The 24,263-nt window shown below is 57.4% G+C and carries 28 protein-coding genes and 1 other RNA gene; 21 read left to right on the top strand and 8 right to left on the bottom strand.

Annotated elements, in window-relative coordinates; genetic code table 11:
• Nucleotides 1–79 precede the first annotated feature (79 nt).
• The 7 genes from GS605_RS05635 to GS605_RS05605 form a co-directional block, all read right to left on the bottom strand.
• Nucleotides 80–511, bottom strand: coding sequence for an ester cyclase (locus GS605_RS05635; RefSeq protein WP_171632620.1), 432 nt, complete (start codon nucleotides 509–511; stop codon nucleotides 80–82).
• 101 nt (nucleotides 512–612) lie between these two features.
• Nucleotides 613–960, bottom strand: a transfer-messenger RNA (tmRNA) gene (ssrA, locus tag GS605_RS05630).
• Between the two features lie 36 nt (nucleotides 961–996).
• A complete protein-coding gene (locus tag GS605_RS05625; protein WP_152457913.1) occupies nucleotides 997–1,359 on the bottom strand; it encodes a DUF4345 family protein in 363 nt (120 codons plus the stop codon).
• Nucleotides 1,360–1,376: 17 nt separating this feature from the next.
• Complete coding sequence (locus GS605_RS05620; protein ID WP_171723320.1) at nucleotides 1,377–2,027, bottom strand: TenA family protein; 651 nt, start codon at nucleotides 2,025–2,027, stop codon at nucleotides 1,377–1,379.
• A 59-nt stretch (nucleotides 2,028–2,086) separates the two neighbouring features.
• Entirely contained in the window at nucleotides 2,087–2,740 is a 654-nt protein-coding gene (locus GS605_RS05615) for a hypothetical protein (protein ID WP_171231674.1), read from the bottom strand.
• 13 nt (nucleotides 2,741–2,753) lie between these two features.
• Nucleotides 2,754–4,154, bottom strand: a complete 1,401-nt coding sequence (locus GS605_RS05610) for a selenium-binding protein SBP56-related protein (RefSeq protein ID WP_152457916.1) — start codon at nucleotides 4,152–4,154, stop codon at nucleotides 2,754–2,756.
• Between the two features lie 117 nt (nucleotides 4,155–4,271).
• Nucleotides 4,272–5,003: a FadR/GntR family transcriptional regulator gene (locus GS605_RS05605; RefSeq protein ID WP_171723319.1), complete on the bottom strand. Its 732-nt coding sequence runs from the start codon at nucleotides 5,001–5,003 to the stop codon at nucleotides 4,272–4,274.
• A gap of 115 nt (nucleotides 5,004–5,118) precedes the next feature.
• Here GS605_RS05605 and GS605_RS05600 point away from each other — a divergent pair, with 115 nt between their 5' ends.
• The 19 genes from GS605_RS05600 to GS605_RS05515 all read left to right on the top strand — a co-directional run bounded on the left by GS605_RS05600 (nucleotide 5,119) and on the right by GS605_RS05515 (nucleotide 21,891).
• Nucleotides 5,119–5,883: a DUF2182 domain-containing protein gene (locus GS605_RS05600; protein WP_171723646.1), complete on the top strand. Its 765-nt coding sequence runs from the start codon at nucleotides 5,119–5,121 to the stop codon at nucleotides 5,881–5,883.
• Nucleotides 5,884–5,887: 4 nt separating this feature from the next.
• Complete coding sequence (locus GS605_RS05595) at nucleotides 5,888–6,592, top strand: DUF1326 domain-containing protein (protein WP_152457918.1); 705 nt, start codon at nucleotides 5,888–5,890, stop codon at nucleotides 6,590–6,592.
• Nucleotides 6,589–7,119, top strand: coding sequence for a DinB family protein (locus GS605_RS05590; protein WP_371807727.1), 531 nt, complete (start codon nucleotides 6,589–6,591; stop codon nucleotides 7,117–7,119). Before GS605_RS05595 ends, GS605_RS05590 begins: the two co-directional genes overlap by 4 nt.
• The gene (locus tag GS605_RS05585; RefSeq protein ID WP_171723318.1) at nucleotides 7,120–8,223 is read left to right on the top strand and encodes a dimethylsulfoniopropionate demethylase; all 1,104 of its coding nucleotides are present in this window, start codon (nucleotides 7,120–7,122) and stop codon (nucleotides 8,221–8,223) included.
• Nucleotides 8,224–8,312: 89 nt separating this feature from the next.
• Nucleotides 8,313–9,308: an acryloyl-CoA reductase gene (acuI, locus tag GS605_RS05580; protein ID WP_171723317.1), complete on the top strand. Its 996-nt coding sequence runs from the start codon at nucleotides 8,313–8,315 to the stop codon at nucleotides 9,306–9,308.
• Nucleotides 9,309–9,490: 182 nt separating this feature from the next.
• Nucleotides 9,491–10,054 carry a ribosome recycling factor gene (gene frr, locus GS605_RS05575; protein WP_171632603.1) on the top strand — a complete coding sequence of 188 codons (564 nt, stop codon included), beginning with the start codon at nucleotides 9,491–9,493 and terminating at the stop codon, nucleotides 10,052–10,054.
• Between the two features lie 9 nt (nucleotides 10,055–10,063).
• Complete coding sequence (locus GS605_RS05570) at nucleotides 10,064–10,795, top strand: isoprenyl transferase (protein ID WP_171116012.1); 732 nt, start codon at nucleotides 10,064–10,066, stop codon at nucleotides 10,793–10,795.
• Nucleotides 10,792–11,574 carry a phosphatidate cytidylyltransferase gene (locus tag GS605_RS05565; RefSeq protein WP_171723316.1) on the top strand — a complete coding sequence of 261 codons (783 nt, stop codon included), beginning with the start codon at nucleotides 10,792–10,794 and terminating at the stop codon, nucleotides 11,572–11,574. Before GS605_RS05570 ends, GS605_RS05565 begins: the two co-directional genes overlap by 4 nt.
• Entirely contained in the window at nucleotides 11,574–12,746 is a 1,173-nt protein-coding gene (gene dxr, locus GS605_RS05560; RefSeq protein ID WP_171723315.1) for a 1-deoxy-D-xylulose-5-phosphate reductoisomerase, read from the top strand. The genes GS605_RS05565 and dxr overlap by 1 nt, the downstream gene beginning before the upstream one ends.
• Before the next feature lie 4 nt (nucleotides 12,747–12,750).
• On the top strand, nucleotides 12,751–14,103 hold the full coding sequence (gene rseP / locus GS605_RS05555) for an RIP metalloprotease RseP (protein ID WP_171723314.1): 1,353 nt from the start codon (nucleotides 12,751–12,753) through the stop codon (nucleotides 14,101–14,103).
• Between the two features lie 78 nt (nucleotides 14,104–14,181).
• Nucleotides 14,182–14,310 carry a hypothetical protein gene (locus GS605_RS21180; protein ID WP_256367495.1) on the top strand — a complete coding sequence of 43 codons (129 nt, stop codon included), beginning with the start codon at nucleotides 14,182–14,184 and terminating at the stop codon, nucleotides 14,308–14,310.
• 235 nt (nucleotides 14,311–14,545) lie between these two features.
• Nucleotides 14,546–16,798 (top strand): outer membrane protein assembly factor BamA, encoded by a 2,253-nt coding sequence (gene bamA, locus GS605_RS05550; RefSeq protein ID WP_253283239.1) that lies wholly within the window; start codon nucleotides 14,546–14,548, stop codon nucleotides 16,796–16,798.
• 63 nt (nucleotides 16,799–16,861) lie between these two features.
• Nucleotides 16,862–17,383: an OmpH family outer membrane protein gene (locus tag GS605_RS05545; RefSeq protein WP_171632589.1), complete on the top strand. Its 522-nt coding sequence runs from the start codon at nucleotides 16,862–16,864 to the stop codon at nucleotides 17,381–17,383.
• A 73-nt stretch (nucleotides 17,384–17,456) separates the two neighbouring features.
• Entirely contained in the window at nucleotides 17,457–17,930 is a 474-nt protein-coding gene (gene fabZ, locus GS605_RS05540) for a 3-hydroxyacyl-ACP dehydratase FabZ (protein WP_152457928.1), read from the top strand.
• On the top strand, nucleotides 17,927–18,712 hold the full coding sequence (gene lpxA / locus GS605_RS05535; RefSeq protein ID WP_171168239.1) for an acyl-ACP--UDP-N-acetylglucosamine O-acyltransferase: 786 nt from the start codon (nucleotides 17,927–17,929) through the stop codon (nucleotides 18,710–18,712). Before fabZ ends, lpxA begins: the two co-directional genes overlap by 4 nt.
• A gap of 4 nt (nucleotides 18,713–18,716) precedes the next feature.
• Nucleotides 18,717–19,511 (top strand): LpxI family protein, encoded by a 795-nt coding sequence (locus GS605_RS05530; protein WP_171632585.1) that lies wholly within the window; start codon nucleotides 18,717–18,719, stop codon nucleotides 19,509–19,511.
• Nucleotides 19,511–20,677, top strand: a complete 1,167-nt coding sequence (lpxB, locus tag GS605_RS05525) for a lipid-A-disaccharide synthase (protein WP_171723312.1) — start codon at nucleotides 19,511–19,513, stop codon at nucleotides 20,675–20,677. The genes GS605_RS05530 and lpxB overlap by 1 nt, the downstream gene beginning before the upstream one ends.
• On the top strand, nucleotides 20,670–21,245 hold the full coding sequence (locus GS605_RS05520; RefSeq protein ID WP_171723311.1) for a hypothetical protein: 576 nt from the start codon (nucleotides 20,670–20,672) through the stop codon (nucleotides 21,243–21,245). Before lpxB ends, GS605_RS05520 begins: the two co-directional genes overlap by 8 nt.
• A gap of 100 nt (nucleotides 21,246–21,345) precedes the next feature.
• The gene (locus tag GS605_RS05515) at nucleotides 21,346–21,891 is read left to right on the top strand and encodes a carboxymuconolactone decarboxylase family protein (protein ID WP_171723310.1); all 546 of its coding nucleotides are present in this window, start codon (nucleotides 21,346–21,348) and stop codon (nucleotides 21,889–21,891) included.
• Here GS605_RS05515 and mnmA read toward each other — a convergent pair.
• Nucleotides 21,888–23,033, bottom strand: coding sequence for a tRNA 2-thiouridine(34) synthase MnmA (mnmA, locus tag GS605_RS05510; RefSeq protein WP_171632577.1), 1,146 nt, complete (start codon nucleotides 23,031–23,033; stop codon nucleotides 21,888–21,890). The genes GS605_RS05515 and mnmA overlap by 4 nt on opposite strands.
• A gap of 128 nt (nucleotides 23,034–23,161) precedes the next feature.
• Between mnmA and GS605_RS05505 the strand changes: the two genes are divergently transcribed.
• Together GS605_RS05505 and ctrA are read left to right on the top strand one after the other, a co-directional pair.
• The gene (locus GS605_RS05505; RefSeq protein WP_171632574.1) at nucleotides 23,162–23,455 is read left to right on the top strand and encodes a DUF1153 domain-containing protein; all 294 of its coding nucleotides are present in this window, start codon (nucleotides 23,162–23,164) and stop codon (nucleotides 23,453–23,455) included.
• A gap of 86 nt (nucleotides 23,456–23,541) precedes the next feature.
• Nucleotides 23,542–24,258: a response regulator transcription factor CtrA gene (gene ctrA, locus GS605_RS05500; RefSeq protein ID WP_152457936.1), complete on the top strand. Its 717-nt coding sequence runs from the start codon at nucleotides 23,542–23,544 to the stop codon at nucleotides 24,256–24,258.
• Nucleotides 24,259–24,263 lie beyond the last annotated feature (5 nt).

The following is a 24,263-nucleotide window of genomic DNA, read 5'->3' as shown; positions in this document are numbered from 1 at the left end:
GCCTCACGGGGCGTTCGCAATCTTACCCCATGGCACTTGCTAGCGCGCAAGGGTCATGGGGGTCAAGATTGCTTTGGGTTCACGCCCAGTCCAGGCGTTGCCCGGTCATGCATACGGGCAGGGTGTCCGATGGAAACTGGCCCAGCTCTTCAAAAAACGAGATGAAGTCAAAATGGTTGTAGGCTTCAACCATCTTTTCGGCCTTGAACCGCGCCATGACCTGGCCCGTGACTTCCAGTGGCGCGCCATTGTCAGCCCGAAAAGTACGAACATGCAGAATGGCAGAAACCCAGTCGCCGTTTTCGATGATCTTGGGCAATTCGACCTTGATGTCCCCCAGAATATGGCGGAACGCCATGACCAGATCCCGAAAATCGTCCGCACCGACCTGCATTTCCGGAATCAGCCCCTCGGCCATCGTTTCGGGTGCAAAGAACTGATCAATTGCTTCGGTGTTTCCATTTTCCCAAACTTCGGAGTACCACTTTCTGAGTATCTCTGAATTCGTCATCCCAGTTCTCCTGTCCAAGTGCTGGCAAGATGGCAAAAAGGAATGAATAAACTCTGAATCTGCCAAGGGACGGGTGAATAAAATCAGACATGTGGGGGATTAATGCAGGTTTCTGTTGCCAGGTACCTGCGAACCCCGCCTTACGCGGCTAGGCGCAAGGGCTTAAGTTTCGGTCTTGCTACTGCTTACGCAGCAACTGCAACCGGAGCACGATTGTCGTTTGCAATTGTACTGTTTTCGCCGGTAACGGTGGCAGACAGCCGAGACAAAGCTAACCCCTTTAGACGTTCGTCGATCCTGTTTCGGCCCCAAAATCCCCAAACGAAGGATGGTTGGTGGAGCCGCCGGGTACCGCCCCCGGGTCCGATCCGCTTATTACGAGCGCGTTTATGTCCATAGTCCCGAAGGACGATTCTTATATAGGTGAGGTGATGGGGGGATGCAAACTCAGAATGAACTCAGCCGTGTTTAACATTTCCAATCTGTTAGGTGGCTTTGTTGAAGTTTGCAGCGATGAGCCAGACGGCCAGAACCAGTTCGATTCCCCCAAAGATCAACGCCTTGGCCAAGGGGGGATTGTCCAGCGCGACTGACACAAACCGGCCCAGCGCCGCACCGGAATAGACAATGCCCAGCATGACATAGGCCATTGGGTTGTTCAGCCAGATAACGGCGATCCCCGTCACAACAAACAAACCACCGACCGAGGCGCGCATCTCGGACAACCCCATCGTGCTGTTGGTCGGGGCCAGATCCAGGGCCGACGCGGTGTGGGCCGGCGCCAGAAACCCGAATGCGCCGAACCCGATGGTCAGCAATGCCGCGATGACGTTCAGAGTTGCGACCATTCCGGCCCCCTTATGGTTCAGGCCGCGTAGGCGGCGTCAAAGAAATCACGTTCCAGTTCGACAGCGCGATGGAACAGTCGCGTGACCTCGGCCTGTTCGGCCGCATCCAGCGTCGGCCAGACGTTATCCAACTGACTGCGCAGATACTCCACGACGCTTTCGAACCCTTCGCCCGCATGTAGCGTGATCCATTCTGCAAACCAGAACGGCAAGCCGTTTTTGGGCGGGTTTTCTGGGCTGGCCCAGCTCAGATAAACCCATTCCGCCACGACGAGTACCGCCAGCATGTTCTGATAACGGCCAGAGGCTGCGGCTTCAGCCATCAGATCTTGAAACGCCCGCGTGGCAGGCGCGGGCTCGGTGCTGGGCTCAGTGCCCAAAGCGTCCATCGCGCGCAGGAAATAGGTGTTCTCGGGGCCTGTGATCACCGCCAGAAACTGCGCGGCCGGTACGCTGTCAGCAAGGGTCGGCGCATGCGCGATGGCGCTGGCCAAAAGACGCACGAAACCGTCGACGAACTGATAATCCTGTTGCAGATACCAGCGCATCTTGTTCTCGGGCAGGGTGCCGTCAGACAACTCGCGGGTGAAAGCATGGGTTGTGGCGGCCGTCCAGTCGTCGATTTTGCACTGACGCAGCACTTCGGTTGGGCGGGTTTGGTCCTGCATTCGGAAGCTCCAGTTTTGTTTCGATGCAGACAAAGCGCGTTTCAAAACAAAGTACAAGGTCAGCCAAGTGCGGACCAAAGACCCAGACCACCGACCAGAATGAGGCTCAGGGCCCAGATGAGCTCCAGGTTGAACCAACTGCGCGACAGGAATTGCAGACCAAGCCAACGATAGACCGCAAAGGCCAAAAACCCGCCACCCAGAACCATGGCGGCCGTATGCAGCGCGGCGACGCCCAGAACCAAAAGGGTGTTCGTGGTCATGATCTGAGAAATCGCTTGATGGCCCGCGTCCAGTTCATCCACGGCACACAGGCCCAGATAGATTGGAACCAGCATCAGGGCAGCCCCGTGGGCAAGCGCCACAAGAAAAGACCAAAGCGCGAGCCTGCTTGGCGGGATCCGCGAAAGAAAGCGGGGATGACGGCGGGTTATCGCGATGTACAGGCCCATGCCAATCACGACCAGAGCCGCGCCGATGCGGATTTCATTCTGATAATCGACCAGTACGGCCATCAGGGCAAAAGGAAGAAGTACGCCAAGCATGGCCACGAAATGCCCGCCAGCCAAAGCCGCGAGTGCACCCCAAAGCGCGGATTGGCGTTGTTCCATCAAAGCCGAAGACACCGCCAGCGGCCAGCCCATGCCGGGGTTCAGGCCGTGATAGGCTCCGCTCAGAACAACGGCCAGCCACAGGCCAGCCGTTGATGACATCAATAATTCCAACTCAGACCGACGGATAGCAGAAGCTGTCGGTTGAACAGTCTCCGCCCTCCAACCGTATCTGGTGGCTGCGATAGCCCTTGGGAAACTCTACCCAGAACTTCGGATCCAATGTCAGACCACCATTCTCGCCGACATCAGCCTTGACCATGGCCGCACCACCTTCCTCGGGGTAGAACTGATCGTCCCACGTGGAATAAAGCGAATTGGTCCAATAGACGCGTTTGCCGTCGCGGCTGATTTCGACCATCTGTGGACCATAGCCAAAGGTTTGACCATTTGGATGCTTTGTCTTTTTGACGATACCGCCGATCTCGACCTTGCCTGCCAGGGTTGGGTTCATCGGGTCGGATACATCGTATTGATGCATCTCGCCGGTTCCCCAGCACGCGACATAGAGGTATTTGTCGTCCAGGCTTAGGTCGATATCAGTGACCAGCGGCGGAACGGCAGAGAAGCCCTTCAGAAGGTCAGGAAGATCATCAGGATCAGCGGGTTGCGGATCGATTGTTATGGTCTTCTTGGCTTCGAACGTGCCGTCATCATTGCGCCACCAGGTGAAGATCGCCCCTTGCAGGTTGGTCGTATCGACGACAACGCCGCAGAACCCGTATTGTTTAACGGGATCATGCGCGGGGCGGATTTCCAGGGCCATCTGATGGTTTTCGCCCAGATCGATGGTTTGAATATTCGTCCGGTTCCGAAGGTTCCAGAAATGGATCCGGTGGCCGTACTTGTTGGACAACAGATCCTCGGCCACCAGCCCGTTTTCGAATTGCGGCGGCAGGCCCCATTCGGAACTGACCATGTAGTCACGCGGCAGATTCCACCAGAAATCATAATGCTTGTCCTGAACACCGCGCTCGATCTCATAGCGCCCGATGATATCGAAGGTCTCGCAATCCATGATGAATATGCCCGGAGGGCCATCTGTGCCGTCGGGGCCGCCGCCACCAAGGGTGCTGACATAGATGCCCTCGGGCCCGCAATGGATCGTGTGCGGACGGGAATACCCTGTCTTTGCAAAGACTTCTTCGGGTTCGATGATCTTGTGAATCTTGGCCTCAAGCGGGTTCTTCACGTCAATGACATAAATCCGGCTGGACCGGATGCCCGGGATGATCAGATAGCGCCGCTCCAGAAACGCATGACCGCTCAGCGGCGACAGGGAAGAAGAACAGGCGTTCCAGCCAAAATGGTGAAATTCGTCGCCCTTTTCGGGCATGATCACCTGATGCACGATCTTTCCGAAATCGTCCGAGCTTGGATCGACATTCACAACCGCCAGCCCGTCGGGTTGAGAAAAGTCAGGGCTGAGCATCAGCGTGAATGCAAGCGTCTCAGCGGGGCCCTCCATCGCAAGTTTCGCGGATGGATAAAAACTTGGGTCCGGTCTTTGGTTCATAACGTCCTCCCGTAAGTCATTGAACTTCAATTCATATTGAAAGTTCCGATCTTGGCGCCGGATGAAAATCTGCCCGCTTTTTTGCCCCTTGTTCTGATCTTGTTTCGAATGCGGCCCTCAGGTCGGTTTACGTTTGCTTTCGGCCACGTCATGGGCCAGCCGTCGTGTGTAATGTTCCAGATCAACAAGTGCGGAGTCTACGGTGTCCGCGTCTTTTGCCTCAAGCGCGTCCACTATTCTGCTGTGCAGTCCGATGATCTCTTCGCGGGATCGCGCCGTGAATGTGATCATGTTCATCAGCGGTTGCATCGCTTCCACGGCGCCCGCCAGCTGATAGGACAGGACCGGGTTGCCAGCCCCATCCACCAGCGCGCGATGGAAAGTCACGTCCGAGGCGCAAAATGCCTCGTCCGTCAGGCCCGGTTGGGACTGGCGGAATATTTCTGCCCGCATGGTCGCCAGGTGATCTGCCGTGCGCCGCTGCGCTGACAAAGGCGCACAGGCCCTTTCCAGGGCATATCGCGCCTCGCATGCGGTATCGAAGCTGACCGCATTCATCGACAGCAGCAATGTCGAAGTCGTGACTTGCTGAGAATAGGCATCCTCAAAGCTCAGGCGATTCACGAACGCCCCGCCGGAAGCGCCGCGTTGTGTGCGGATCAAGGATTGCGCGGCCAGCCGTTTCAATGCCTCACGCACGGTCGGGCGAGAGACCTGGAACTGATCCGACAGCTCGGCTTCGGACGGCAGGCGCGCGTCCACGATCAGTTCACCCGATACGATCGCATCCCGAATGGCCTGGGCGATCTGGGCAGACAGGTCTGCGGTTTTCCGGGGCGCGGTTTTCATCTTCAGACGACCTTGGGCAAATTTTTATTTGTCTGACATTTAAAAGTCTGACATTTGAAAAGCAAGGGAGTTGAGTCGGGAGGCCGAAGTGAGTCGTACGTGGCTGCGCAGCGGAATGTGGCTGGGCTTTTATGTTCTGATCTTGTGGGCGTGGTGGGTCATGTTCTCGATGAGCCGGGACATGGGCCTTGATCTGATCGGCCGTCCGGGGCCGATGGGGCAGGCGATGGCCGCGATGGATCCGCGCATGGACATGTACATGCCCATGGCCGAGTTCGGGCCGCTGTTTTCAATGTGGGCGATCATGATGGCGGCCATGATGCTGCCGACCCTGATCCCGACCCTGCGCAGTTACGATGACCTGATCCGCAGCGCAAATGGCAGCCGCGCCGGCTGGCTGGGGGTTCTGGCCGGGTATTCCATCGTCTGGGTCGGGTTTGCGGCCGTGATCGCAGGAATTCAGTTGTTTCTGCTGTTTGGCGGTGTTGTCGATATGCTGGGAATTGCCAAATCCGGATGGGTCGCGGGCGGCTTGATGATTGCCGTGGGCGCCTTTCAGTTTTCCCGCGCCAAAGAGGTGTGCCACGGTGTCTGCCATGCCCCGATGACCTATTTCCTGGGACATTGGAGAACCGGTTTTGCAGGTGGCGTGCGCATGGGCCTGGGTCTTGGCGCCTTTTGCGTCGGCTGTTGCTGGGGCTTTATGGCACTCGGCTTTGTAGGCGGTGTCATGAGCCTGTTGTGGATGGGGCTCGCGACCCTGTTCATGGTTTTGGAGAAACTTCCTCAGATCGGGCACGCCGTGACCCGTCCAATGGGGTTTGTGTTGATTGCGGGCGGTCTCGTCCTGCTCGTGTATCCAATTAGCTACGGAGGATAAGCCAATGGCTAAAAACAGAAAACCAGATGCCGATCGGCTGCCCGTCAGTCAGCGTATCGACAGCCGCATGCCCAATCCCAAGCGGCGAGAGATGAGTCCGACGGAATGGGCCATCAAGGGTGAACTGATCCTGAACTGTTCATGTGACGTGTTTTGCCCCTGCGTGGTGTCGCTGGGCGCACATCCCCCTACGGAAGGTCACTGCCATGCTTGGATGGGCATCATCGTTGATGAAGGCCACTATGAAGGCGAGGATCTGTCGGGTCTGAATGTCGGCTTGCTGGTCGATATTCCGGGCCGGATGGGGGAAGGCCAGTGGAAAGTCGCCGCTTATGTCGACGAGCGCGCAAGCGGTAAGGCTTACAACGGATTGTTGCAAATCTTCAGCGGTCAGGCGGGCGGCACGACGGGTCTGTTTACCATGCTGGTCAGCGAGATCATCGGTGCGGAACGAGCGCCGGTCCAGATCGAGCGCGACGGAAACAAACGTCGGATCGCGATTGGTCGCAAGATACAGGGAGAGATCGAGATGCTTGCGGGCAAGGACCCGGAGCATCCGGTGATGGTCTCAAATTCCAAATACTGGATGGGACCTGACATCATCGTGGCGCGTGGCACCAAATCGAAGGTGCGAGACTATGGCCGGGTCTGGGACTTTGGCGGCAAGTCCGCTGAAATCTGCCCGATCGACTGGCACGGGCCCAAATGATGATCACGGGCGGGTATGCGCAGGAAATGGCGCGTTACAATCGCTGGCAGAACAATCAGTTGGCAGAGTTTTTGCAATCTCTGACACCGAAGGAACTGACCCTTGGACGCGGAGCATTCTTTGGCTCGATTATGGGCACGGTGAACCATCTGCTGTGGGGTGACTGGATGTGGATGTCGCGTTTCGAAAAGCGCGACGGGCCAGATGGCAATATTCACAAGGCGGGCGGGGGTATCCATGAAAGCGTATACCTGTGCCCGGACCTGCAAAGCTGGTTGGCGTTACGCGAAAAGATCGATGCGCGTATCCTGAACTGGGCAGAAGGGCTGGGGGATGATCCGCTGACCGGCTCGTTCACGTGGTATTCCGCCACAAAAGAGGCTGATGTCACAATGCCTTACGCGCTGTGCGTGATCCATTTCTTCAATCATCAGACCCATCATAGGGGGCAAGTGCACAAAATGCTGACCGAGACGGGCTCGGAAGCGCCTGTCAGTGATATCGTCTTTATGCCGCAGGAGGTATGAATGCCGCAGATTTCCGCCTCACGCCGCTTGCGGCGCACTCCGTTCTCTGAAGGAGTCGAAGCTGCCGGGGTCAAGGGCTATACGGTCTACAACCGTATGTTGTTGCCGACGGTTTTTGAATGTGTTGAAGCCGATTACCGGCATCTTAAGACCCATGTGCAGGTCTGGGATGTGTCGTGCGAGCGGCAGGTTGAATTGCGTGGCCCTGATGCTGCGCGTCTGATGCAGATGCTGACCCCGCGCGATCTGCGCGGTATGCTGCCGGGGCAATGTTTCTATGTGCCGATCGTTGACGAAACCGGCGGCATGCTGAACGACCCGGTGGCGGTGAAGTTGTCCGAAGACCGATGGTGGATCTCGATTGCCGACAGTGATCTGTTGCTGTGGGTCAAGGGTATCGCCGTTGGGTACCGTCTGGATGTGCTGGTGGATGAACCGGACGTGTCGCCGCTTGCCGTTCAGGGCCCAAAGGCGGACGAGCTGATGGCGCGTGTCTTCGGGGACCGAGTGCGCGACATCCGTTTCTTTAAATTTGACATGTTCGAGTTCGAGGGGCGCGATCTGGCCGTCGCGCGATCCGGTTATTCGAAACAGGGTGGTTTCGAGATATACGTTGAAGGTGGCGATATCGGCATGCCTTTGTGGAACGCCCTGTTTGCCGCCGGCGAAGACCTGCACGTGCGCGCGGGCTGCCCGAACCTGATCGAACGCATTGAGGGCGGGCTGTTGTCCTATGGGAACGACATGACCGACGACAATACCCCGCATGAATGCGGTCTGGGAAAGTTCTGCAACACGCATACCGCGATTGGCTGTATCGGTCGGGATGCTCTGTTGCGTGTCGCCAAGGAAGGGCCGGTGCAGCAAATCCGGCCAATCGCCATAGCCGGTGAGCCTGTACCGGGCTGCGATCGTCCCTGGGACCTGTTTGCAAGCGGCAAGCGCGTGGGGCAGGTGACATCAGCGGCCTGGTCTCCGGATTTTGAAACCAATGTGGCGATCGGTATGGTGCGCCTGAGCCATTGGGATGCCGGGACGGAACTGGAAGTGGAAACACCGGCCGGGATGCGCCGCGCGACCGTGCAATCGCATTTCTGGATCTAGCAGAATCAAGGACGCTGCCGCGTCGACCTCGGGATATTTTGAACCAGCTGACGACATGGGCTGGTCGCTGAACACGAAAGGAATGACAGATGTTCAATGCACTTGTGATGGACAAGGATGAAGAGAGCGGACTTGCCACCGGCTCGATCAAACAATTGTCGGTGGATGATCTACCGCATGGTGATGTCACGGTTGCGGTCGAATATTCTACGGTGAACTACAAGGACGGCCTGTGCCTGTCTCCGAAAGGGGGCGGGCTGGTGCGGGCCTATCCGCATGTCCCCGGCATTGACTACGCCGGCACGGTCGAGGCCTCATCGGATGACCGCTACAAACCCGGAGACAAGGTTGTTCTGACCGGATGGCGCGTTGGTGAGGCACATTGGGGCGGCTATTCGCAAAAAGCCAACGCGCGGGCCGATTGGCTGGTACCGCTGCCCGATGGGCTGACAACGCGTCAGGCAATGGCAGTGGGCACTGCCGGGTTTACTGCGATGCTGGCGGTCATGGCGCTGGAGGATCATGGGCTGACCCCGGATCGTGGACCGGTATTGGTAACCGGGGCCGCGGGCGGCGTCGGGTCGGTGGCCACGGCCATTCTTGGCAATTTGGGCTATGAGGTCGCCGCGGTCACCGGACGGCCCGAAACCGGTGACTATCTGAAATCACTTGGAGCGACGACCATCGTGCCGCGCGACGACCTGAACGAGACCACAAAACGCCCTCTGGAAAGCGAAACATGGGCGGGCTGCGTTGACGCTGTGGGCGGCGCCATGCTGGCACGCGTTCTGGGCCAGATGAAATACGGATGCTCTGTTGCTGCGGTAGGTTTGGCAGGGGGGGCTGCTGTGCCTGCGACGGTGATTCCGTTCCTGCTGCGCGGCGTGAACCTTTTGGGCATCGACAGCGTGATGCAGCCCTATGACAACAGGGTGCGCGCATGGAAACGGATCGCCACGGATCTGCCGATGGACAAGCTTGAGGCGATGGTTCAACCGGCCGGTCTGTCCGATCTGCCGCAACTGGGCGCCGACATTCTGAAAGGTCAGGTCAAGGGCCGCGTCGTGGTGGATGTGAACGCCTGAGGCTGACCCATGAAAGCAACCTGGCCGAAGAAACTCGGCCAGGTTCCGGAAAACGATGTTTGTCCAAATTGGTCGCAACACCTCTGGCCATTGATACAATTCCCGATCATGATTGCTATACATCCCAATTGCGATGGCGTAAGACCCATCCAAAGAGTACCTGAAGACGGGGAGTGAGCAGAATGTCTGACGACTTCGAACTGGACACCAATGATCTGCAGCGCCGCATGGATGGCGCAATGGCCAATCTGAAAACCGAATTTGCATCATTGCGAACAGGGCGTGCTTCGGCCTCGATGCTGGAACCTGTCATGGTTGACGCTTACGGCTCGATGACACCGATCAACCAGGTGGGCACCGTGAACGTGCCCGAACCGCGTATGGTCACTGTTAACGTCTGGGACAAGTCACTGGTGGGTAAGGTGGAAAAGGCCATCCGCGAAAGCGGCCTTGGTATCAATCCGCAATTGAACGGAACCATCATAATGCTGCCGATTCCCGAGTTGAACGAAGAACGCCGCCGCGAGCTGAGCAAGGTCGCCGGTCAGTACGCGGAAAACGCGCGCATTGCGATCCGCAACGTGCGTCGCGATGGCATGGATCAGATCAAGAAGGCCAAGGCGGACGGCATGTCGGAAGATGACCAGAAGCTTTGGGAAAGCGAAGTTCAGGACATGACGGATGAGATGATCAAGGCCGTGGATGCTGCGCTTGAAACCAAGCAAGCCGAAATCATGCAGGTCTGAGCCGAACTGATGCCAAAAGACCCGCAAACCGAGCTGGAGTCCGGCCCGCGCCATGTGGCCATCATCATGGATGGCAATGGTCGTTGGGCGCAGGCACGCGGCCGTCCCCGGCTGTTCGGCCACCATGCCGGCGCGCGGCGCGTGCGCGAGGTTGTCGAGGCCTGCCCTGGTTTGGGGATCAAGTATCTGACGGTGTTCGCTTTTTCGACCGAAAACTGGAAGCGGACCCAGGTCGAGGTGGCCGGCCTGATGAACCTGTTTCGCCGCTACATCATCAAGGAAACCCGGACACTTGCGGATAATGGCATCCGCGTTCGGTTCATCGGAGATCGGGTCCGGCTGGATTCCAAGTTGATCGAGTTGATGGACTCGCTGGAAGAAGAAACCAAGAACAACGATCTGGTTCATTTGACCGTCGCGCTGAATTACGGTGGTCGCGACGAGGTCGCACGCGCCACCAAGCGTCTGGCACGGGATGTGGCTGAAGGGCGGCTGAAACCCGAAGAGGTGGATGAAGAAACTCTTCCTAAATATCTGGATACGCGTGTTCTTCCTGATCCCGACCTTGTTATCCGAACCAGCGGTGAAGCGCGGATTTCAAACTTTCTTCTTTGGCAATCGGCTTACTCGGAATATGAATTCATCGACACCCTCTGGCCGGACTTCACTGCTGCTGAACTGGCCCGTCTGTGCCAGAATTACGGCACCAGAGATCGGCGGTTCGGAGCGGTTCTGGCATGAGAGACGGCCGATGGTCTGACCTGACAACACGGGTTCTTTCTGCTGCTGTTCTTGTCGTGATCGGATCAATCGAAGTCTGGCTTGGCGGGTGGTGGTTCGAAACCTTCATCGCCGCAGCCTGTGGTCTGATGACGTGGGAATTGGTTCGAATGATCGACCCGCAAGCCCGCGGCGTGGCTGTTCAATTGGGGATTCTGACAAGCATCACCGTGGTTCTCAGCTATCATCTTCCGACGATTTACACTTTGCCGGTCGTGCTTGCGCCTGCGCTTGTGGGAATGGGGCAGATCAGTCGTTCGAAGGTTCTGTTCGGGATGTTCGTGGTCTGGATCGTCGGGGCCGGGCTGGGTTTCATTTCGATCCGCGAAAATTCCGGTTTTGGCTGGATGGTTTGGCTGATTGCTGTCGTGGTCGCCACTGACGTCGCGGGCTATTTCGTGGGCAAGGCGGTTGGTGGCCCGAAATTCTGGCCCAAGGTCAGCCCGAAGAAGACGTGGTCGGGAACCGCCGGAGGGTGGGCCGCCGCGGCATGTGTCGGCGCGGTTTTTGCAAGCCTGGCCGGCTTTGGATTCGCTTTTGTCGTTGTTTCCGTTTTGGCTTCAATGGCAAGCCAGGCCGGTGATATTGCTGAAAGTGCGGTCAAACGCAAGTTCGGTGTCAAAGACAGTTCGAACCTGATACCGGGCCATGGCGGCTTTCTGGATCGGTTTGATGGCATGATGGGGGCCGCGCTGTTCGTTTTGATCGCGGGGCTGATCTATTCGCCGGGTGAAATGTAATGCGAAAGGTATCTGTTTTTGGAGCCACCGGGTCGATCGGGCAGAATACGATTGATCTGATTTCGCGTGCACCGTCCGAGTATGACGTCGTGGCCTTGACCGGTGGCGCCAATATTCAAAGACTTGCGGATGACGCGCGTCGGCTCGGTGCCGATATTGCCGTCACCGCTCATGAAGACCGGCTTGATGACCTGCGTTCCGCTTTGGCCGGCAGTGGCGTCGAGGCGGCTGCAGGCCCGCGTGCCATCGTCGAGGCTGCGGCACGTCCGGCGGATTGGATCATGTCGGCCATTGTCGGCTCGGCCGGGTTGGCACCGGGCATCGAGGCGTTGAAACAGGGCACGACCCTCGCGCTGGCCAACAAAGAGACATTGGTCTGCGCAGGATCGTTGGTTCTGGAAACGGCCAAACGGCATGGTGCGCGATTGCTGCCGGTCGACAGCGAACATTCGGCGGTGTTTCAGGCTTTGGTCGGTGAAGACATCGAAACAGTCGAGCGTGTGATCATCACCGCCAGCGGCGGGGCATTCCGTGATTGGCCCCTGAGTGAACTGGTGAACGCGACTGTTGAACAGGCCTCAAGCCATCCGAATTGGGATATGGGGCAGCGTATCACCATCGACAGCGCATCCATGTTCAACAAAGCGTTGGAAGTAATTGAAACAAAAGAATATTTCGGTGTCAAACCGGATCAGATCGAAGTGCTGGTGCATCCGGAATCCATAGTACACGCCCTGGTCGGGTATCGTGATGGTGCGGTGATGGCCCATATGGGGGCACCCGATATGCGCCACGCCATCGGTTACGCGCTGCATTGGCCCGAAAGACGGGAATTGCCGATACAGCGCCTTGATTTGGCCAAGCTGGGGCAGTTGCGTTTCAACGCGCCGGATCTGGCACGTTATCCCGCATTGAAACTGGCCCGGGACGTGATGGCGCGTGGCGGCCTGGCGGGTGCTGTTTTCAACGCCGCGAAGGAACGTGCGCTGGATCATTTCATCGCACGCCGGACCGGATTTCTGGATATGGCTGATGCCGTCGCCGAGGTTCTCGACAGGTTCGACGCGTCAGACAGCCTTATTGATGCCCCGATGACCCTTGATAACGTACAGCAAACAGACCATCTGGCACGTCAGTGGGTCGATGACGCTGTGGTGGAACGAGCAGGATAGAATTTTGGACGTACTTTCCCTAATCCCGCAATTTGGCAATCTTCTCTGGACGATTGTCGCGTTTGTCATCGCATTGTCGGTCATCGTCGCAGTGCACGAATACGGCCACTACATTGTGGGGCGTTGGTCCGGTATCCATGCCGAAGTGTTCTCGATCGGGTTTGGCCCGGTTCTCTGGAGCCGTGTCGACAAACGGGGGACAAGATGGCAGATCGCGTTGCTGCCGTTTGGGGGGTACGTAAAATTCTTGGGCGATGCCAATGCAGCATCGGGCAAGGATGAAAAGGCGATGGAAGGCATAGCTACCCAAAGCCCGGAAGAGCTGCGCCGCACCATGCATGGTGCCCCTTTGTGGGCACGGGCCGCAACGGTCGCGGCCGGACCTGTCTTCAACTTCGTCATGTCCATTCTGGTGTTTGGCCTGATTTTCTGGTCACAGGGCGTATCGAAGGAGCCGCTGACGGTCGGAACGTTGCAACCCTTGCCAGGCTCTGTGCAGGAACTGAGAGAAGGTGATGTGATCACCGCAATCGCCGGCACCCCGACACCTGACTATGATGAAGAGGGCGCCTGGCAGGACTTTATCGAAGCGCTGCCTGTGGAACCGGTTCTGGACTACACGGTAATCCGGGACGGTGAGACGCTGGATGTACAAGCACCATGGATGTTTCCACCCCTGATCCGCCAAGTGGCCCCACGCAGCGCGGCGATGGATATTCAACTGAAACAAGGCGATGTCATCACGGCGGTGAACGGAGAGCTGATCTTTGCCTTCGAGCAGCTGAAGGATTTTGTCGAAGGGTCCGACGGCCGGGTTCTGCTGTTGGACGTCTGGCGGGATGGGTCCGAGCTGGAATTCGCATTGGCCCCCCGACGCACGGATGAACCTCAGCCGGATGGCGGTTTCGTCACCCATTGGCGGATTGGGATCATCGGGGGCATGATGCTGGAGCCAGCAACTGAACCGGCCGGTATTCTGGATTCACTGACCGGCGGTGTCAGACAGACGGGCCGCATTATCGAAGGGTCGCTGTCTGGTATGTGGCACATGGTGACGGGGGCAATCAGCACCTGTAACATCTCGGGGCCGATCGGGATTGCCGAAACCTCGGGGGCAATGGCCAGCCAGGGGGCGCAGAACTTCATTTTCTTCATCGCGGTTCTGTCGACGGCGGTCGGATTGCTGAACCTGTTTCCGATCCCGGCATTGGATGGCGGGCACCTTGTGTTCTACGCCTATGAAGCCATTGCAGGGAAACCACCCAGTGATGGGGCCTTGCGGGTGCTCATGGGTGTAGGGATCACCTTAATTCTCACCCTCATGCTGTTTTCAGTGAGCAACGATTTGTTCTGCTAATTGTGGCGCGTGGCGCAAGATTGGGCCGCAAAATTGCCTCATTCTGACGTTATGATTTTTGCGTCTGAGGGAAAAACCATGACCAAAACGCTGAAAAAATCGTATCAGAGCTTTAGCTTCCTGTTCGTGCTGAATTGGGATGTTCTGCTGAGCTTTGCAGTTACGGCGTTGGCTATGGCAGGTGCCGCCTATCTGGCGGCCATGTGATTCTTACTGAAATTAACGTCGTCAATTTGAATGGCAGTCTTCGCGGCTGCTTCTATTTCGCCTTTTGACAAGCTCATTCAATCCCGTTACTCAGCATTAAAGTCTTAAATTCTGGGTAGAGCATAAAATGACTGACAGGCGAGGGGCGGGCACATCCTGCGGGCAGCAAATGCCAACAAACAAGATTTTGTGGCAGGCGCTAGCGGTTCTTTTCCTTTTTGTTGCTGCAAGCTTAATGACTTTTCCGCATGCAGCACAGGCGCAAAACTATACGATCAATTCGTTTGATGTTGAGGGCAATCGCCGGATTGAAACCGGTACGATCATCGCCCGAACGGGAATCGAACCTGGCCAGACTGTAACTGCGGGCCAGCTCAATGATGCCTATCAGCGTTTGCTTGACAGTGGTGTATTTGAAACAGTCGAGCTGACGCCGCGGGGGTCTACGCTGGTCATCACGGTTCAGGAATATCCGACGATCAATCAGATCAGCATCGAGGGTAACGCCCGTGTCAAAGACGACGTGTTGCTGGACGTTATCGAATCTCAGCCGCGCCGCGTCTTTACCCCGCAGTTGGCCGAGTCTGACGCCGACATGATTGCTGAAGTGTATTCGGCCCAAGGTCGAGTTGCCGCGACCGTGATCCCTCGGATTATCCGCCGCAGCGACAACCGAGTTGATCTGGTTTTTGAAGTGGCAGAAGGCACGACCATTGAAGTGGAACGCGTCAGTTTTGTTGGCAACCGTGCCTTTTCGGACCGTCGTTTGCGCCGCGTTCTGGAAACCAAGCAGGCAACCTTCCTGCGGACGTTCTTCCGGAACGACACGTTCATCGGCGATCGTATCGAGTTCGACAAGCAAGTCATTCGGGATTTCTACCTTTCACGAGGCTATGTCGACTTCCGTGTGAACAGCGCCAACGTCGAGTTTACCCGTGAAAGGGATGCGTTTTTTCTGGTGATGAATGTAACCGAGGGCCAAAAATTCTCGTTCGGTAAAATCACGACCGTCAGCGAAATTCCGGGCGTCGATCCGGCACCTTATCAGGACGCGCTGAAGATCAAACCCGGCGTCACATATACGCCGACGCTTGTTGAAAACTCGATTACAAGACAAGAGCGACTGGGCCTGAAGCAAGGCGTGGATTTCCTTCGGGTGGAACCTCGTGTTACGCGCAATGACCGCGATCTGACTTTGGATGTCGAATTTGTTCTGACAAAAGGTCCTCGGATCTTTGTCGAGCGGATCGATATTGAAGGCAACACAACCACCCTGGACCGAGTGATCCGCCGGCAGTTTGACACTGTCGAAGGCGACCCGTTCAATCCACGCGAAATCCGTCAGGCTGCGGAGCGTATCAATGCCTTGGGCTTCTTTGCTGTCGCCGAAGTCGAACCGCGCGAGGGATCGTCGCCTAGCCAGGTCATTCTGGATGTAGACGTTGAAGAACAACCCACCGGCTCGCTGAGCCTTGGAGGCAGCTACTCGGTTACGGACGGCTTCGGGATTGCCGTTGCCCTGAACGAATCCAACTTCTTGGGTCGTGGCCAGAACCTTGGTGTCTCGATCTCGACCGCGCAGGACTCGGAACAATATACGCTGAGCTTTACTGAGCCTTACCTTCTGGGTCGCAAGCTGCGCTTTGACCTTGGTCTGGGGCTGTCGGCCACCAATTCCGGGTTTGCAAGTTACGACACAAGCAGTCTTTTCTTTGCGCCACAGCTAACCTATGCGATTGGTGAATTGTCGGCTCTGCGGCTCCGCTATGGCTGGGACCGCAGCGAGATGACGCAACAGGACAACGAAGTTAATGGCGCAGTGATTGCTTCTGAAATTGCGCAGGGCAAACGGACGTCCAGTTCTTTGGGCCTGTCCTACATTTATGACAGCCGTCTCGGCGGTTTGGACCCCAATACCGGCGTTCTGTTCGAGGTTGGCGTTGATGCCGCTGGACTTGGTGGGGACAACAAATACTTCAAGACCACGGCGCGTGGTATCGCGCAAACCCGGGTTTGGAACGAAGAGGTGGTGCTTCGGGCAACGATGGAGCTGGGCGCTCTGCACTGGCGCGGAAACGATTTCAGCCGTACTGTTGACCGCTTTGTGCTGGGCCCCAATACCTTCCGGGGTTTTGAACCTGCGGGTATCGGACCGCGTGACCTGTCCAACGGTCAGGATGATGCGATCGGCGGCAACTACTACTGGGTTGCCCGTTTCGAAACCGACTTCCCACTGGGTCTGCCCGAGGAGCTGGGTCTGCGTGGCGGCCTGTTCTATGATGTCGGCAACCTCTACAACATCGACAACGTCAATACGGCAGGTGCAACCATTGTCGGTGCAAACGGATCGATCCGGCACGTGATCGGTATTTCGGTGCTCTGGGAAACTCCGTTCGGGCCGTTGCAGTTCAACTTTTCGCAGCCTCTCAAGAAAGAATCTTTCGACAAGGAGCAGAACTTTGACTTTACGATCCAGGCCCGGTTCTGATCCGCGATGCTGAACAGATTGCTTGGCAGAACACGGGGCCCGCTTTGGGCCCTGTGTGCATTTATGGCGATGGTCCTGGCGTCTTTGGCAAATGCTCAGCAGCTTGGTGTGCCTCAAGCCAGTGTGGTCACCCTGTCCAGTGAAGAGCTGTTTGCCAAGTCCGCTTTCGGACAGCGCGTTTTGCGTGAAATTGAAAAGGAAAGCGCCTTACTGTCCGAAGAAAACCAACGGATTGTCGCGGAACTGAGCCGCGAAGAAAAGGAACTTACCGAGCAGCGCGCCACCATGTCGGCCGACGAGTTCCGCCCCTTGGCCGAGGCGTTTGATCTCAAGGTTCAGTCCCATCGCGAGGGGCAAAGGGCAAAGCTGGACGTACTGGCCCGTCGCAGCGAAGAAGCCCAGCAGACCTTTTCCGAGATTGTGCGCCCGGTGCTTGTCGATCTGTTGCGCGAAATTGGGGCCAGCGTGATGATCGAGCGATCTAATGTTGTCGTCAGCACATCTGACATCACCGAAGCCGCAATCATCCGAATAAACGCCGCGATTGGTGATGGAAGCGATTTGCAACAGGGTCAGGGCGAATAGGTTCGCTTGCCCTTGCAGTGCTGTATTGCTAACCACGCAAAAAAAGAAACATCCAAAACGGGATATCTGCATCATGAGCACAGAAACCAAAAGCGCAGACATTCAGCTGATCCAGAGGATCCTGCCGCACCGCTATCCGTTTTTGCTGGTCGATAAGGTGGTAGATATCTCGGGCTATCAGTCGGCGCGCGGAATCAAGAATGTCACCATGAACGAACCGCATTTTCAGGGGCATTTCCCCGGTACGCCAATCATGCCGGGTGTCACCATTGTCGAGGCAATGGCGCAGACCGCCGGTGTGATGCTGGGTGTGGGAATGGACGTCATCGACACCGAGCTGTTGATTTACTTCATGAGCATCGACAAGTGCAAATTCCGCCGCAAGGTGGTGCCCGGTGATGTGCTGGAAATGCATGTGGAAACAGTGCGTGGGAAAAAAGGCGGAAAGCTGTTCAAATTCAGCGGCCGTGCAACTGTCGAAGGCGAAGTTGCCGCCGAGGCGGAATTCTCGGCTTATGTCGACTGGGATATGGAAAAGACAACATGAACGGAGTCCATCCCAGCGCAATTATTGAAGACGGTGCGCAGATTGGACAGGATTGTATCATCGGTCCCTTCTGCCACGTGGGCCCACAGGTGAAACTGGGCGATCGGGTCGAGTTGAAATCGCATGTGGTCGTGACGGGCGACACCTCGATCGGCGACGATACCGTCGTGTTCAATTTCTCGGTGATTGGTGAAATCCCTCAGGACCTGAAATTCAGCGGCGAAAACACCCGGCTTGAGATTGGCAAACGCAACCGCATTCGCGAGCATGTGACAATCAATACCGGGACCGAAGGTGGCGGAGGGGTCACGCGGATCGGTGACGACTGCCTGTTGATGGCGGGTGTTCACGTGGCCCATGACGTTCAGATCGGCAACCGTGTGATCATGGTGAACCATGCCGGCGCGGCGGGGCATTGCATCGTCGAAGACGACGTGATCGTCGGTGGCATTTCAGGGCTGCATCAATGGGTGCGCGTTGGACGCGGGGCCATTATTGGCGCGCTGACCATGGTGCCGAAAGATGTTATTCCTTACGGCCTGGTACAGGCGTCGCGGGGTGAGCTGGATGGCCTGAACCTCGTCGGTCTCAAGCGCAAGGGTGTATCGCGTGAAGATATCTCGGCGCTGCGCGCGGCATTCAAGGAATTGTCCGACGGCGAAGGCACCTTTATGGATCGCGCCAGCCGGATCGGTGAAGGTAACGAAAGCGACTATGTGCAGCAGATCGTGGATTTCGTCACCGGCCACAGTGACCGATCCTTCCTGACCCCGAGGAAATAGGGTCATGCTTGCGTTGATTGCGGGAACCGGGACGCTGCCGACGGAAGTTGTTGCGCAGTTGCCAGAACGCCCTCTGATCTGCGCAATGGAGGGGTTTCTGCCTGACAGCCTGAGTGCAGATGTCGTGTTTCCTCTGGAACAGCTGGGCAGTTTCATCGCTGACCTGAAGGCGCGGGGCGTGACCGATATCTGTCTGGCCGGCGCTGTTCGACGCCCGCCAATCGACCCATCGCGCATCGACGCCGCGACGCTGCCATTGGTTCCGATCATCCAAAAGGCCATCCTGTCCGGGGATGACGGAGCTTTGCGCGCGGTGATCGGAATTCTTGAAGGGGCCGGCCTCACCCTCAGGGCCGCACATGAGATCGCGCCCGGTTTGTTGCCGCCTGTGGGATGTCTGACCGAGGCCCAGCCCTCGGACGCCGACATGGCCGACGCTGACCGCGCCGCCGGGATTCTTCGCGCAATGGGGGCGGCGGATACCGGGCAGGCTTGTGCCGTGTCCAAAGGGCAGGCGCTGGCCATCGAGGGGGTGTTCGGCACCGCGTGGATGCTGCAATCCCTGACCCAACGCCCCGACGCTGGCGGGGGCATTCTGTTCAAAGGTCCCAAACCCGATCAGGATCGGCGCGCCGATTTGCCCGCCATCGGGCCGGAAACTGTTACCGACACGGTTGCGGCAGGTTTGTCCGGGATCGTTTTGGAAAAAGGCGGTGTGCTCGTTCTGGAAAAAGAACGCGTCATCGCTGAATGCAACCGTCTGGGTCTGTTTCTCTATATCCGCGAGCGGGCAGTCTGATGCGTGTCTTTCTGGTCGCCGGTGAACCTTCGGGCGACCGGTTGGGCGGCGCGCTGATGGAGGGGTTGAAAACCCTGGTGCCCGAGATTGAATTCGACGGTGTGGGAGGCCAGCTGATGCAAGCGCAGGGCCTGCGCAGCCGGTTCCCGATGTCCGAGCTGTCTGTCATGGGGCTTGTCGAAGTGCTGCCGAAGTTTTTTCACCTGAAACGGCGGATATCCGAGACGGCACAGGCGGTGCTGGACACGAAACCGGATGTATTGATCACCATAGACAGCCCGGATTTCAGCTTGCGCGTCGCCAAAATCGTAAAAGCCAACAGCAAAATCCGAACCGTGCATTATGTTGCGCCCAGTGTCTGGGCTTGGCGCCCCGGGCGTGCAGACAAGATGGCAAAGGTCATCGACCATGTGCTGGCTCTTCTTCCTTTTGAACCTCCGTACATGGAGCGGGCAGGGATGGAATGCGACTTTGTCGGCCATCCTGTGGTTGGCGAACCGACTGCCACACCAGATGAGATCGCCGCCTTTCGCCACCGCTTTGATCTGGGTAATGCGCCGATCCTGCTGGCCTTGCCCGGGTCGCGGCGGGGTGAGATTGAACGTCTGGCAGAGTCTTTCGGCGGCGCGTTGGGGTTGTTTTTCGATGACCACCCGAATTACCGCGTGGTGATCCCGACCGTAGGTGCGACAACAGATCTGATAAATGAACTGGTACCAGAATGGCCTGGCGCGCCCGTGGTGCTGGATCCCCGCCAGGTGGGTGCGGAACAAGCCATGGCCGACAAACGAGCGGCCTTTGGCGCCGCAGATCTTGCCCTTGCTGCTTCGGGAACGGTTTCGCTGGAACTTGCAGCGCAGAATACGCCGATGGTCATTGCGTACAAGCTGAACTGGCTGACGCAGAAAATGGCGGAACGGATGGTCAAGCTGGACACCGTTACACTGGTCAATCTGGTTTCGGAAACACGCGCCGTGCCGGAATGCCTGCTGGATGATTGTCAGCCTCAGAAAATCGCCGAAGCCTTGCGAAAGGTCGCCGACGCACCCGATGCGCAACAGCATGCCATGAACCTGACCATGGACAGGTTGGGGCGTGGGGGCGAAGCACCCGGCTTGCGCGCAGCGCGGGCGGTTTTGAACAGAATGCAGCCACGCAATGCTTGATCACGCGCTGTTTGCAGTCTCTGCGGGGATCGCGATGATCTCTACCAATCTGGACAATCTGGCTGTCTTGTTGGGCTTGATCCTGGTGATGGAACAGCGCCGCGCGATCGTGGGTTTTGCCGTCGCTCAGACGATCGTACTTTCCCTGGCCATGACCGTGGCCGTGGGCCTGAACCAGAGTGGCCTTCCGTTTTGGATCGGCTATCTTGGCCTTGTCCCGCTGGTGTTTGGCTTGCGCGGAATCTGGCATCAGTTTCGCGAGGCGGACACCGAAGGTGCGGAGTCAAAAGGGGCGGTGACTTCGGTGGTGACGCTTTTCCTGAGCCTCTCGATAGACAGTTTTGCGGTAATGACCCCTCTGCTTGCGGACTCTGCGCCGTCCTATCGGGTTGTTGCGTTGATCGGTGCCGCCAGCGCGGCCGCCTTGCTGGTTGTTGTTGCGGCATGGGGGGCGCCCCACGCCAAAAGCCTTGGTCCGCGCGTTGCCCGGCTGGATCGGATTGCGCCCTATATCATGGTCTGCGTCGGGCTCTATATTCTCTTCAACTCTCCCACCGATATGGTGTGACCCGGCAAAGAGAGCGCGTTTTCTCGCATATGTGACCTGCAAAGGTCTGTTGCTGGGGCGCAGGTCCAAGGTATCGTGACCCAGAAAAGGAGTTTTCAACATGACCCGCATCCCCCCTTTGTCGGATCAGGAAATGACCGCCGACGCGCGCGCGTCCCACGCTGCATTGGGCGCCTATGGCCCGTTTGACAACTGGGCCCGCGTCGCAGCGTATTGCCCTCCGGTTCTGAACCATGTCACGGGAATGCTGACAACCCTGCGAGAGCAGGAGAACCTGCCGCGCCGTGCGTTGGAGCTGGCGATGGTGACGGTTTCAAAACTGAATGCCTGCGATTATTGCGTCTCGCATCACACACCGCTGCTGACCGTCGCGGGGCTGAGCCCCGAAGGGGCGGCGCGTCTGCCGGACGTCGAGGATCATCCGGAACTGGATGCCTGTGACAAGGCGGTCGTGCGCTATGCCGAAGCCGTGACGATCCGGTCGGGCCGTATGAAGGATGCCGAAGTGGCGGATCTGGGGGAATGGTTCACCGATGCTCAGATCGTCGAGCTGACCTGGCGCATCGCCTTGTGCGGTGCGTTCAATCGGTTCAACGATGCATTGCAGATTCAGATCGAACCCGAGGTCGAGCCGGTTTCAGCCTAATACCCACGCCAGATCCAGCCACCGCCGAACACGCGGCTGCCTTCGTTTGCGTAAAACACGCAGGCCTGCCCCGGCGAGATGCCTTCCTCGGGGGTCAGCAGTTCGACCTCGGCCGTAGTGTCCGACAGCGGCCGAATGATTGCCTCGCGCGGCGGGCGGGTCGAGCGGACTTTGACGGAAAGATGCCATTCATCGCGTGACGAGAAGGGGTCATCGCCCAGCCAATTGATCTCGCGCACCGGAACGACTCGCGTTGCCAGCATCTCTTTCGGGCCGACAACGACCTGCTTTTTGTCGACGTCCAGTTTGACGACATAAAGCGGCTCGCTGAGGCCGCCGATGCCAAGACCGCGACGTTGGCCGATCGTATAGTGAATCACACCGTTGTGTTGCGCCAGTACGCGGCCGTCGGCGTGAACGATCTCGCCGGGTTCCGCGGCTCCGGGGCGCAGTTTTTCGATGACGCTGGCATAATTGCCGTCGGGCACGAAGCAGATATCCTGGCTGTCGGGCTTGTCCGCCACCGACAGCCCATACTGCGCCGCCATCTCACGGGTTGCGTCTTTTGACGGCAGGTGGCCCAGCGGGAAGCGCAGAAAATTAAGTTGCTCTGGCGTGGTCGAGAACAGGAAATAGGACTGATCGCGATTGGCGTCTTCGGCGCTGTGCAGTTCCGGTCCGTTGGCGCCCATCTTGCGCTGAATGTAATGGCCGGTGGCCATGCAGTCTGCCTCGAGATCCTTGGCGGTTTCCAGAAGGTCCTTGAATTTCACCCGCTCGTTGCAGCGGATGCAGGGAACCGGCGTCGCGCCTGCCAGATAGCTGTCGGCAAACTCGTCGATCACGGCATCCTTGAAGATGTTCTCGTAATCCAGAACGTAATGCGGAAATCCCCGTTCTTCCGCCACGCGTCGCGCATCATGAATATCGATTCCAGCGCAACAGGCACCTTTCTTGGCCAATGCCGCGCCGTGGTCATATAGCTGCAAAGTCACGCCGACCACATCATAGCCCTGATCGGCCAGATAGGCCGCGACAACGGAACTGTCGACGCCCCCCGACATCGCCACAACGACCCGCGTTTCCGAGGGTGGTTTGGCAAAGCCAAGCGAGTTCAGCGGGGTCTCGGTGTCGAGGGCCATTGCAGATTCCAGTCCGGGTTAAGAAAGACCGGCAGAATATAGGAAAATTCTACACACTCTCAAGGGGCGGTTTCACGCGACTTTAAGTAGGCTGAGGGCAGCTTTGGTGCAGCAAGAAGGGTAAAGCGATGTATTTGCACAAAGTTGAAGGGCCAAGGTCTGTTGCTCTGCCGGATGGATCCATTTTGACGCATGCGGATTTGCCGCCCGCGAACACAAGGCGATGGGTGGCGTCACGCAAGATTCTTGTCGTGCGTGGCGTGCTTTACGGGTTGATCAGCCTGTCTGACGCAAAAAAGAAATACGGCCTGAGCGACGAAGAATTCAACGGTTGGGTTTCTTTGATCGCGGAACACGGCGTCGAGGCGTTGAAGGCGACGGCGTTAAAAAAGTATCGACAACCTAAAGGAGAGCGTGAATAAATGATTCAACGGTAACGTCAGATTAACCATTCTTGGTCAGGTTTAATTTTAATTGGAATTATTGGCCCGAATTGGAGCAGTGAAAAATGCGCATACTTCTTGTCGAGGATGATCCGACCACGTCCAAAAGCATCGAACTGATGCTGACGCATGCGAACCTGAACGTCTATGCGACGGATCTTGGCGAAGAAGGAATCGATCTGGCAAAACTCTATGATTACGACCTGATCTTGCTGGATTTGAACCTGCCGGACATGAACGGGCATGAGGTTCTGCGCCAGTTGCGGATCGCCAGGGTGGAAACACCGATTCTGATTTTGTCCGGTGCCGATGATACCGAAAGCAAGATCAAGGGATTCGGCTTTGGCGCCGATGATTATCTGACCAAGCCTTTCCATCGCGAAGAACTGGTGGCACGCATCCATGCCATCATCCGCCGTTCCAAAGGGCATTCGCAATCGATCATTCATACAGGGCGAATTGCGGTGAACCTTGATGCAAAAACCGTGGAAGTGGATGGCAAGACGGTTCATTTGACCGGCAAGGAATACCAGATGCTCGAGTTGCTCAGCCTGCGCAAGGGGACGACTCTGACCAAGGAAATGTTTCTGAACCACCTTTATGGCGGCATGGATGAACCTGAGCTGAAAATCATCGATGTGTTCATCTGCAAACTGCGCAAAAAGCTCAGCAATGCGACCGGTGGAGAGAACTATATCGAAACCGTCTGGGGCCGTGGCTATGTGCTGCGAGACCCGCAAAGCAACACGCTGGACGAAACACGGATGGCAGTCGGGCTTTGAATTGA

Origin of the sequence: Ruegeria sp. HKCCD7559, assembly GCF_013110575.1 — a bacterium.
GTDB lineage: Bacteria > Pseudomonadota > Alphaproteobacteria > Rhodobacterales > Rhodobacteraceae > Ruegeria.
Note: the sequence above shows the minus strand (reverse complement) of the source record. Positions and strands in the feature narration are given on the sequence as shown.